Below are 10,324 nucleotides of genomic sequence, written 5' to 3'. Positions count from 1 at the left end.
TCCAGGTTCCCGCTTCCGCGTTTCCCTTTCCGGCGGTTCCGACTTTATCAGAAGTTTTTGGCCGGTCTGACCGGCCGCTCATTTCCGATTCATCGGGAGAGGCTTCAATGAAAGCAACGTTTCAAGAAGCAAGTAGATGTTCACCGTGACTGGTCTGGGGCTAGAGCCCATCTCCAGGCAACTGTTCGAATCTACCTCCCCACACTCACCGTGTCAACGGCTCCTGTGGGGCGAAGAGGAGACTAGCAGTTGAACGGACGTGGTCGCACATCCGGCGGTCGGCGGCACGATCAGGCGGCTGTCGGGACCGTCGCGCTGCGTTCCGCCGCCTCGACGTCTCCAGTCTCCCCCGCGCGGGCGGCCCGGCCGCCCAGGACGTAGACGTAGGCCAGAAAGGCCACTTCGGCGGCGACGCCGATGGTGATGCGGGCCCAGGTGGGGAGGCCGGACGGGGTGACGAAGCCTTCGATGGCGCCCGAGACGAAGAGGACGAGGGCGAGGCCTATGGCCATGCCTATGGCCGCTCGGCCTTCCTCCGCGAGCGCCGTGCGCCGCGTCCGCGGGCCGGGGTCGATGAGTGTCCAGCCGAGGCGCAGGCCCGTGCCGGCTGCGACGAAGACGGCGGTCAGCTCCAGGAGGCCGTGCGGGAGGACCAGGCCGAGGAACGTGTCGAGGCGGCCGGCCGAGGACATCAGGCCGACACCGACACCGAGATTGAGCATGTTCTGGAAGAGGATCCAGAGGACCGGAAGTCCGAGGAAGACTCCGAGGATGAGACACAGGGCCGCGGCCCAGGCGTTGTTCGTCCAGACCTGGGCGGCGAAGCTGGCGGCCGGATGGCTGGAGTAGTACGTCTCGTACTGGCCACCGGGGCGGGTGAGCTCCCTCAGTTCACTGGGAGCCGCGATCGAGGCCTGTACTTCGGGGTGGGTACCGATCCACCAGCCCAGGAGGGTGGCGACGGCCGTGGACAGGAGCGCGGTGGGCACCCACCAGTGCCGTGCCTTGTAGACGGCGGCGGGGAAACCGTGGGCGAGGAAGCGGGTGACGTCACGCCAGGAGGCGCGGCGGGTGCCTGTCACGGCACTACGCGCGCGTGCCACGAGTTGGCTGAGCCGACCGGTCAGCTGCGGGTCGGGGGCACTGGACTGGATCAGGGAGAGGTGCGTGGCGGTGCGCTGGTAGAGGGTGACGAGTTCGTCGGCCTCCGCACCGTCGAGGCGGCGCTGGCGGCGGAGGAGGGCTTCGAGGCGGTCCCACTCCGCTCGGTGGGCGGAGACGAAGACGTCGAGGTCCATCGGTGTGCCTGCTCCTCGGCTGGTCGTCGGAGGCTCGTCGTGGATCAGCTTGTCGTACTACGGTGCGATGCGCCCTCAGCTTGGCAGACTGGCCCTGTCGGGGGCAGGGCAGGGGAAGGACGGCGGGCGTGAGTGAGCTGGTGACGGGCGAGGCTGTGGCGTTGGAGCTACGCCCCGCGAGGCTGCCCAGCAGGGCGCTGGCCGTGCTGCTCGATCTGATGGCGGCCATGGCCGTCTACGTCGCGGTGACCATCGTGCTGGTCACCTCCACAACCTCCCTCGACGAGGCGGCGCAGACGGCACTGTCCATCGCGTCGTTCGTTCTCGTGCTGGTGGGTGGGCCGATCGCGGTCGAGACGCTCAGTCATGGGCGGTCGCTCGGGAAGATGGCGTGCGGTCTGCGGGTGGTGCGGGACGACGGTGGCCCCATCCGGTTCCGGCATGCGCTGGTGAGGGGCTTGATCGGGGTGATCGAGATCCTCATGACCTTCGGGATCGTCGCCTGCATCGCCTCGTTCGTGTCGGCGCGCGGGCGGCGGCTGGGAGACGTGTTCGCGGGGACGCTCGTCGTGCGGGAGCGGATTCCGGTGGCGCGGACCGGTTTCGTGCCGCCTCCTCCGCCCTGGCTGTCCGGGCGGTTCGCGGAGCTCGATCTGTCGGCGGTGCCCGACGGGTTGTGGCTCGCCGTCCGGCAGTACCTGACGCGTATGCAGCAGCTGGATCCGCAGGTGGGCTGGTCGATGGCGGAGCGACTGGCGTCGGATCTGGCGGAGCGCACGGGGGCTCCGGTGCCCCACGGTGTGCCGCCGGCCGCGTATCTGGCGGCGGTCGTGCAGGAACGGCAGGCGCGGGAGGCCCGGCGGGCTTTCGGGAACGGGACGGTCAACGGGACGGTCCCGGCGGCGACGGCAGCCGCCCTTCCGGTACCCGCCGATCCGGTACCCGCCGACCCGGTGCCCGCCGACCCGGTCGCCACGGCCGATGCTCCCGCCGTGGACAGCGCCGCGGCCGGCTTCCGACCGCCGGCTGGGGCGGTGCCCGAGGTGGTGTCCGAGCCGTCCGACGGGGAGCGGCCCGCAAAGCCGACGGTGCCACCGGAGGTTTCGGCCGGCGAGCGGCCCCGTACCGGGTTCGTGCCGCCGGCGTAGTGCCCTGCGGGGCAGGCGGCGCCGGCGGAACGCGGCCGCCTGCTCAGGTGAACACCGACGGCGGTGATTCCAGGTCTTCGAGCTCGATGCCGGGGGCCGCGAGCACCACGTCCCCGGCGATGTGCACGGCGTGCTGCTCGCCTGTGTCCAGGGCTGTGACCTGGTATTCGTCCACGGTCAGGGGGCCGTTGTCAGTGGCGTGTGCTTCGCTTTTCAGCAAGGTCCAGGACTGGTCCAGGGTGCGGGGGGCGAGGACCGGGTCCGTGAAGGCGACGAGGCGTACGCGGGTGGCCGCTGTGGAGGGGGTGAGGCGCAGGAGACGGGCGGTGGCGACGAGGAACGCCGGGGATGTGCCGGTGAAGGCGTGGGCGCGCACATTGCCTTCGGTGGCCTCGGTTCCGGTGGGGTCGGTGCGCACCCAGGTGACGCCGTCGAGGGCTGCGCCGCGGACCTGCCAGGCGGCGGCGTGCAGTTCGAGGCGGATGGGTCGGCCCAGTTCGTCGAGGGTGAGGTCGACGGAGCCGTGGTGATCGCCTGCGGGGGTGGTCAGCTGAGAGACGTAGCGCCAGCCGGAGGGGCCGGGGGCGCATTGGAAGTGTTCGTCTGCGAGGGGGGCGTGATCGTGCGGATCGTGGAGCGAATAGCGGCCGCGGGGCATGGGAGTCCTGGGTCCTGACGGGCTGGGCCGGTCGCCGGCCGGGCGAACGGGGCAGGCCCCCGGCACGGGGGTGCGGGGGCCTGCCTCGGGGATCTGACCGGTTACCGGCCGGCCGGCAGCGGTGCTGCTCGGCTCAGTAGCGGTATCGGCTCAGTAGCGGTAGTGGTCCGGCTTGAACGGGCCCTCGACCTTCACGCCGATGTACTCGGCCTGCTCGGGGCGGAGCGTCGTCAGCTTCACGCCGAGCGCGTCGAGGTGGAGGCGGGCGACCTTCTCGTCGAGGTGCTTGGGCAGCACGTAGACACCGGTCGGGTACTCGTCGGGCTTGGTGAACAGCTCGATCTGGGCCAGGGTCTGGTCCGCGAAGGAGTTGGACATCACGAACGACGGGTGGCCGGTGGCGTTGCCCAGGTTCAGCAGACGGCCCTCGGACAGGACGATGAGCACCTTGCCGTCGGGGAAGGTCCAGGTGTGGACCTGCGGCTTGACCTCGTCCTTGACGATGCCGGGGATCTTCGCCAGGCCGGCCATGTCGATCTCGTTGTCGAAGTGGCCGATGTTTCCGACGATGGCCTGGTGCTTCATCTTGGCCATGTCCGAGGCCATGATGATGTCCTTGTTGCCGGTCGTCGTGATGAAGATGTCGGCCTTGTCCACGACGTCGTCGAGGGTGGCGACCTGGTAGCCGTCCATCGCGGCCTGCAGGGCGCAGATCGGGTCGATCTCGGTGACGATCACCCGGGCGCCCTGTCCGCGCAGGGACTCCGCGCAGCCCTTGCCCACGTCGCCGTAGCCGAAGACGACCGCGGTCTTGCCGCCGATGAGGACGTCGGTGGCGCGGTTGATGCCGTCGATCAGGGAGTGGCGGCAGCCGTACTTGTTGTCGAACTTCGACTTGGTGACGGCGTCGTTGACGTTGATCGCCGGGAACAGCAGGACGCCGTCGCGCTGCATCTCGTACAGGCGGTGGACACCGGTCGTGGTCTCCTCGGTGACACCGCGGATCTCCGAGGACAGCTGGGTCCACTTCTGGGGGTTCTCGCCCAGGGTGCGGGTCAGCAGCTCCAGGATGACGCGGTGCTCGTCGGACTCGGCCGTGTCGGGCGAGGGGACCTTGCCGTCCTTCTCGTACTCCACGCCCTTGTGGACCAGCAGGGTGGCGTCGCCGCCGTCGTCCAGGATCATGTTGGGGCCGCCGGTGGGGCTGTCCGGCCAGGTCAGCGCCTGCTCCGTGCACCACCAGTACTCCTGAAGGGTCTCGCCCTTCCAGGCGAAGACCGGCACACCCTGCGGGCTGTCGGGCGTACCGTTCGGGCCGACGGCGATGGCGGCGGCCGCGTGGTCCTGGGTGGAGAAGATGTTGCAGGACGCCCAGCGGACCTGTGCGCCCAGGGCGACCAGCGTCTCGATGAGCACGGCGGTCTGCACCGTCATGTGCAGGGAGCCGGTGACACGGGCGCCCGCCAGGGGCTGCGCGTCGGCGTACTCCTTGCGGATCGCCATCAGGCCCGGCATCTCGTGCTCGGCGAGGGTGATCTCCTTGCGGCCGAACTCGGCCAGGGAGAGGTCGGCGACCTTGAAGTCCTGTCGGTTCTCGACAGTCGTCATTGCGAGCTGCTCCTCGGGGTGTGGGTCGAGGGTGGGTACGGCTGGTCTGCGCGGCGGCGGACACAGGGGTGCCCGAAAGAGGACACAGGCATGCCCGCGTACGCGCAGCGCAGTCCGTCGGAGGCCCTCTCTCCCTCGGTCGGTCCGCTTGGGGACCGCCCGACCGCCATCAGCAGCGACGTCTGGCTCCGTCCCAAGCTACACCGGGCGCGGGCGCGATCCCCAGTCCGTGGGCGAACACATCGAGCCGATCATGTGACGGATCGGAGGACGGAAGGGACGACGAGCCGCGTGGCGGAGCCGGGAAGCCGGACGGGGCCCGCCGAGTGGTTCGGCGGGCCCCGTGGGCCTCAGAGGGAGGGTCAGTGCTCGGCGGGATGGGGGGCGGGGCCGCCCGGGGAGGCCTCGGGGTCGGGGCCCTTGGCCGCTTCCTTCTCGCTGTAGATGTCCGGCTCCAGGTAGATCACGCGGGCGATCGGGACGGCGTCGCGGATGCGGGCCTCGGCGGCGTCGATGGCGGTGGCGATCTCGGTGGCCGTGTCGTCGTGCTGGACGGCGATCTTGGCGGCGACGAGGAGTTCCTCGGGGCCGAGGTGGAGCGTGCGCATGTGGATGATGCGGGTGACCGTGTCGCCGTCCACGACGGCGGCCTCGATCTTCCGGGTCTCCTCGGCGCCGGCGGACTCGCCGAGCAGCAGGGACTTGGTCTCGGCGGCGAGGACCAGCGCGATCAGGACGAGCAGCACGCCGATGCAGAGGGTGCCGATGCCGTCCCAGACGCTCTCGCCGGTCAGGAGGGCGAGGCCGACGCCACCGAGCGCGAGGACCAGGCCGATGAGCGCGCCGAGGTCCTCCAGGAGGACGACCGGGAGCTCGGGGGCCTTGGCGTGGCGGACGAAGTCCTTCCATGAGCGGTGGCCGCGGAGGGTGTTGGACTCCTTGATGGCCGTGCGGAAGGAGAAGCCCTCGGCGATGATCGCGAAGACCAGGACGCCGACGGGCCAGTACCAGTGCGTCAGCTCATGCGGGTGCTTGATCTTCTCGTAGCCCTCGTAGAGGGCGAACATGCCGCCGAGCGAGAAGAGCACGATGGAGACGAGGAAGGCGTAGATGTAGCGCTCGCGGCCGTAGCCGAAGGGGTGTTCGGGGGTGGCCTCGCGCTTGGCCTTCTTGCCGCCGACCAGGAGCAGCGCCTGGTTGCCGGAGTCGGCGACGGAGTGCACGGACTCGGCGAGCATCGACGACGAGCCGCTGAAGAGGAACGCCACGAACTTCGCCACCGCGATCGCGAGGTTGGCGCCCAATGCCGCCACGATCGCCTTGGTACCGCCTGACGCGCTCATATGTCCGCGTTGTCCCTTCGTACGCCGTTCCAGGGCCCGGGCGACCGCCTTGGTGCGCGCCCGTGGCTTTGCCCGTGCTTGACGGTGGGCCATTGTTGCAGCCCGCCGTGACAGCGGTGAGTCAGGTCACCAGCACGGGGCCCTCGAAACGGTCAGGCGACGACGGTGGCCCGGAAAAGCGTTCCCGTTCCGGACACTTCGGCCTTTTCGCCTGCGGGGACGAAGACGGACGCGCCGGGGGTGAGGTCGTGCTCGCCGGCCCGGACGGTGCCGGCCGTGCAGAGCAGGATCTGCGGGGTCGGGCGGGTGAGGTCGTGGGCGGCGCCCGCCTCGGGGAGGACGTAGCGGGAGAGGCGGAACTCGTCGATGGGGGTCTCGTAGACCTCCTCGCCGTCCGGGGAGGCCTCGGGGCGCAGGACGCCGGGGTCGCTGGGGAGGAAGCGGACGATGCGCAGGAGTTCGGGGACGTCGACGTGCTTGGGGGTGAGGCCGCAGCGCAGGACGTTGTCGGAGTTGGCCATGATCTCCACGCCGAGGCCGTTCAGGTAGGCGTGCGGGATGCCGGCGCCGAGGTAGAGGGCCTCGCCCGGCTGGAGCCGGACGTGGTTGAGCAGCATCGCGGCGAGGACGCCGGGGTCGCCCGGGTAGTGGTGGGCGATGTCGGCGTAGGGGGCGTAGGCGCCGCCGAGGCGGGTGCAGGCGGTCGCGGCCTCCGCGACCGTGCGGGACATCTCGTCGGGGTCGGCGGTGAGGATCGCCGTGAGGACCTCGCGCAGGGCGGCGTCCTCGGGGTGGGCGTGGAGCAGGTCGACGTAGGGCTTGAGGGAGTCGACCCCGAGGTCGTCGAGGAGAGCCGCTGCCGCCAGGGGGGCCCGGAAGCCGCACAGGCCGTCGAACTCGGTGAGGGCGCAGATCAGTTCGGGCTTGTGGTTGGCGTCCTTGTAGTTGCGGTGCGGGGCGTCCACGGGGATGCCGCGCCGCTCCTCGTCGGCGTAACCCTCCTGCGCCTGGGCGAGGTCGGGGTGGACCTGGAGGGAGAGCGGGGCGCCCGCGGCGAGGATCTTGAGGAGGAAGGGCAGCCGGGGGCCGAACCTGGCGACGGCGGCCTGGCCGAGTTCCTTCTCGGGGTCGGCGTCGACGACCTCGACGAGCGTGCCCCGGCCGGTGCGCGAGGGTGCGCCCGGGTGGGCGCCCATCCACATCTCCGCCTGCGGTTCGCCGGTCGGTTCGACGCCGAGGAGCTGCGGGATGGCGGTCGGGGAGCCCCAGGCGTAGGGGCGGACGGTGTTGTCGAGGCGGTCCATGGAGTTCTCTCTGCTGTGCGGGGGCGGTCGCGTCAGGGTGTCCCGGGCAAGATCAGGCCCTCGAAGCGAGCGCCAGGTAAACCGCGGCGAAATCCGTGATGGCGATCAGCTCGGCGAGGGTCTCCAGTTCGCCGCCGGCCTCCGGTTCGAGCTCGCTGATGGGTGTGTCGTGGCTCAGGGCGAGGTCGCGGGCGCCGGGTGCGGCGGTGAGGCCGCCGATGGGGCGGTCGCGCAGCAGCACCACGCGTGCGTGCAGGGCGGGTGGTTCCTCGACGCGGTCGCGGAAGAAGTCGTCGGGGTCGGCGCTGGCGGCCAGGGGGCCGGCGAGCAGGGCGCTGTGGGCGGCGAGTGCCTCGGGGAGTTCGGCGACGACGGCGGGGGTGCCGGACAGCTCGGCGAGAGCGGCGGCGAAGCGGCGGCCCGCGGGCCCTGCCGAGGTGCCTTCGGTCCAGACGATGGGCAGCGCGTCGGCCAGTTCGGCGGCCAGGGTCTTGGCGGCGTTGCTGTACGTGGCGATGGCCGGGCCGCAGCGTTCGGCGACTCGGTCGAGCCGGTCGGCGACCTTGCCGAGGGCGTCCGGCGGGGCGGCGAGCACGCCGGTGCGGTCCAGGAGCGCCAGCAGCGGGGTGAGCAGAGCCCACAGGACGCCGGGGGCGGACGCGGCGAACGGCTCGTCCTGGTCGTACGGGGCGGTCGCCACGGGGACGAACAGGCCGTGCACACCGGCCACGGCGTCGGCGAGCGGGGTACCTGCGGGGGCCACGGCGACGACGGTGCAGCCCCTGCGATACGCCTGCTCGGCGAGCAGCGACAGTCCGGGTTCGGTGCCGTCCGGGGTGGTGATCAGCAGGAGGTCCACGGAGCCGACCCAGCCGGGCAGTTCCCACCGCAGGGCTCCCGCGGCCGGGGCGACGCCGGTGGGGGCGAGTCGGGTGACCGGGCTGCCGGCGCCGGCGAGCGTGCCGATGAGGTCGGCGGCGTGGGTGGCGGCGGCACCCGGGCCGGCGATGAGGACGGCGCGGGGGCGGCCGTCCGGCTTGAGGTCGTTGACGCCGGCCTCTGCGGCGTGGCGGGCGGCTGTGCGCACGCGGGCGCCGGCTTCCGCGGCGCCGCGGAGCAGCCCGCGGTGGTCGGCCTCGGCGAGGCCCTCAGGAGAGTCGAGCAGCGATTCGTCGAGCATGGGCGGCATTTCCCATCGCCGGGGTCCGTTGTGAGGGTGTCCTGGATCGTGCCCGCTGGGCCGGGGGTCATGTGCGTCGGGTGTCGCGCGGCTGCGTGTGAAGGCGGTCGCCTGGTCGAGACAGCCGCTGTGCGCGGTGCCGGATCAGGAATCCGGCACCCGGCTCTCACGCGGGGCGGCGGGCCTCGTCGACGAGCAGGACGGGGATGCCGTCGCGGACGGGGTAGGCCAGGCCGCAGCCGGCGTCGGTGCAGATCAGCTCGGCGTCCTGCTCCGTGAGGGAGGAGTGGCAGGCCGGGCAGGCGAGGATCTCGAGGAGGCCGGATTCGAGGGGCATAGGGGTTCCTCCGGGGGTGCGGGCGCTTGAGGTCGTGCCTGGTCAGGTTACCGCCGGTGGGGGCGGGGCCTCAGCCCCTGATGATTCCCAGTACCTCGTCCCGCACCCGGGCCATCGTGCCGGCGTCCCTCGCCTCCGCGTTCAGGCGCAGCAGCGGCTCCGTGTTGGACGGGCGGACGTTGAACCACCAGTCGGCGGAGGAGACGGTGAGGCCGTCGAGCTCGTCGAGGGTGATGCCCTCGCGGCTCCCGTACGCGGAACGGATGGCGGCGAGGCTGGCCTGCTGGTCGGCGACCGTGGAGTTGATCTCGCCGGAGCCGGCGTAGCGGTCGTACTGGGCCACGAGGGCGGACAGAGGGTCGTCCTGGCCGCCCAGGGCCGCCAGGACGTGCAGGGCGGCGAGCATGCCCGTGTCGGCGTTCCAGAAGTCGCGGAAGTAGTAGTGCGCGGAGTGCTCGCCGCCGAAGATCGCGCCGGTGCGGGCCATCTCGGCCTTGATGAAGGAGTGGCCCACGCGCGTGCGGACCGGGCTGCCGCCGTTCTCCTCGACGACCTCCGGCACCGACCAGGACGTGATCAGGTTGTGGATGATCGTGCCCTTGCCGCCGTGCCGGGCCAGTTCGCGGGCGGCGACCAGGGCGGTGATCGCCGACGGGGAGACCGGCTCGCCGCGCTCGTCGACGACGAAGCAGCGGTCCGCGTCGCCGTCGAAGGCGAGGCCCAGGTCGGCGCCCTCCTCGCGGACACGCTTCTGCAGGTCGACGAGGTTGGCCGGGTCGAGGGGGTTGGCCTCGTGGTTGGGGAAGGTGCCGTCGAGCTCGAAGTACATCGGCACCAGGGTCAGGGGCAGGCCGGCGAATACCTCGGGGACGGTGTGCCCGCCCATGCCGTTGCCCGCGTCGACGACGACCTTCAGGGGGCGGATGGAGGTCAGGTCGACCAGGGAGCGCAGGTGGGCCGCGTAGTCCGACAACGTGTCACGGCCGGTGATGACGCCCGCCTTCGCGGCCGGTTCCGGGGCGCCCGACTCGCTCCAGCGCTCCACCAGTTCACGGACCTGCGCGAGACCGGTGTCCTGCCCGACGGGAGCGGCGCCCGAGCGGCACATCTTGATGCCGTTGTACTGCGCCGGGTTGTGGGAGGCGGTGAACATGGCGCCCGGCAGGTTCAGAGCGCCCGAGGCGTAGTACAGCTGGTCCGTCGAGCAGAGGCCGATCTCCGTCACGTCGGCGCCCAGGGCTGCCGCCCCGCGTGCGAAGGCCCGCGACAGGCCCGGGGAGGAGGGCCGCATGTCGTGCCCGGTCGTGATGGCGCTCGCGCCGGTGACCCGCACGAAGGCCGCTCCGAAGAGCTCGGCCAGGGACTCGTCCCACTGGTCGGGGACGACCCCGCGTACGTCGTACGCCTTCACGACCTGCGACAGATCAGCAGCCACGGCCAACCTTCCT

At 71.3% G+C, this 10,324-nt stretch carries 9 protein-coding genes; 1 reads left to right on the top strand and 8 read right to left on the bottom strand.

Annotation, left to right across the window (positions count from 1 at the left end; genetic code table 11):
* Positions 1 to 290: 290 nt before the first annotated feature.
* Positions 291 to 1,298: a stage II sporulation protein M gene (locus tag FDO69_RS14990; protein WP_104780284.1), complete on the bottom strand. Its 1,008-nt coding sequence runs from the start codon at positions 1,296 to 1,298 to the stop codon at positions 291 to 293.
* A 128-nt stretch (positions 1,299 to 1,426) separates the two neighbouring features.
* Between FDO69_RS14990 and FDO69_RS14985 the strand changes: the two genes are divergently transcribed.
* Positions 1,427 to 2,446, top strand: a complete 1,020-nt coding sequence (locus FDO69_RS14985; protein ID WP_104780283.1) for an RDD family protein — start codon at positions 1,427 to 1,429, stop codon at positions 2,444 to 2,446.
* A 43-nt stretch (positions 2,447 to 2,489) separates the two neighbouring features.
* Here the strand turns inward: FDO69_RS14985 and FDO69_RS14980 are convergent, their stop codons facing one another.
* The 7 genes from FDO69_RS14980 to FDO69_RS14950 form a co-directional block, all read right to left on the bottom strand.
* On the bottom strand, positions 2,490 to 3,104 hold the full coding sequence (locus FDO69_RS14980; protein WP_104780282.1) for a hypothetical protein: 615 nt from the start codon (positions 3,102 to 3,104) through the stop codon (positions 2,490 to 2,492).
* Between the two features lie 150 nt (positions 3,105 to 3,254).
* Positions 3,255 to 4,712: an adenosylhomocysteinase gene (gene ahcY, locus FDO69_RS14975; protein WP_104780281.1), complete on the bottom strand. Its 1,458-nt coding sequence runs from the start codon at positions 4,710 to 4,712 to the stop codon at positions 3,255 to 3,257.
* A gap of 362 nt (positions 4,713 to 5,074) precedes the next feature.
* Entirely contained in the window at positions 5,075 to 6,055 is a 981-nt protein-coding gene (locus FDO69_RS14970; protein ID WP_104780280.1) for a cation diffusion facilitator family transporter, read from the bottom strand.
* A 152-nt stretch (positions 6,056 to 6,207) separates the two neighbouring features.
* On the bottom strand, positions 6,208 to 7,359 hold the full coding sequence (gene manA, locus FDO69_RS14965; RefSeq protein WP_104780279.1) for a mannose-6-phosphate isomerase, class I: 1,152 nt from the start codon (positions 7,357 to 7,359) through the stop codon (positions 6,208 to 6,210).
* Between the two features lie 52 nt (positions 7,360 to 7,411).
* Positions 7,412 to 8,539, bottom strand: a complete 1,128-nt coding sequence (locus tag FDO69_RS14960; protein WP_104780315.1) for an SIS domain-containing protein — start codon at positions 8,537 to 8,539, stop codon at positions 7,412 to 7,414.
* A gap of 166 nt (positions 8,540 to 8,705) precedes the next feature.
* Positions 8,706 to 8,876 carry a Trm112 family protein gene (locus FDO69_RS14955; RefSeq protein ID WP_104780278.1) on the bottom strand — a complete coding sequence of 57 codons (171 nt, stop codon included), beginning with the start codon at positions 8,874 to 8,876 and terminating at the stop codon, positions 8,706 to 8,708.
* 70 nt (positions 8,877 to 8,946) lie between these two features.
* On the bottom strand, positions 8,947 to 10,311 hold the full coding sequence (locus FDO69_RS14950) for a phosphomannomutase/phosphoglucomutase (protein WP_104780277.1): 1,365 nt from the start codon (positions 10,309 to 10,311) through the stop codon (positions 8,947 to 8,949).
* Positions 10,312 to 10,324: the final 13 nt, after the last annotated feature.

It is taken from the genome of Streptomyces tibetensis (assembly GCF_007655005.1).
Taxonomy (GTDB): Bacteria; Actinomycetota; Actinomycetes; order Streptomycetales; family Streptomycetaceae; genus Streptomyces; species Streptomyces tibetensis.
This window is presented reverse-complemented; position numbering and strand designations above follow the sequence as displayed.

Bases quoted from the DNA above. Each gene is read 5' to 3' on its own strand.
- FDO69_RS14990 (WP_104780284.1), bottom strand. From the start codon at position 1,298: ATGGACCTCGACGTCTTCGTCTCCGCCCACCGAGCGGAGTGGGACCGC.
- FDO69_RS14955 (WP_104780278.1), bottom strand. From the start codon at position 8,876: ATGCCCCTCGAATCCGGCCTCCTCGAGATCCTCGCCTGCCCGGCCTGC.
- ahcY (WP_104780281.1), bottom strand. From the start codon at position 4,712: ATGACGACTGTCGAGAACCGACAGGACTTCAAGGTCGCCGACCTCTCC.
- FDO69_RS14970 (WP_104780280.1), bottom strand. From the start codon at position 6,055: ATGAGCGCGTCAGGCGGTACCAAGGCGATCGTGGCGGCATTGGGCGCC.
- FDO69_RS14960 (WP_104780315.1), bottom strand. From the start codon at position 8,539: ATGCTCGACGAATCGCTGCTCGACTCTCCTGAGGGCCTCGCCGAGGCC.
- manA (WP_104780279.1), bottom strand. From the start codon at position 7,359: ATGGACCGCCTCGACAACACCGTCCGCCCCTACGCCTGGGGCTCCCCG.
- FDO69_RS14980 (WP_104780282.1), bottom strand. From the start codon at position 3,104: ATGCCCCGCGGCCGCTATTCGCTCCACGATCCGCACGATCACGCCCCC.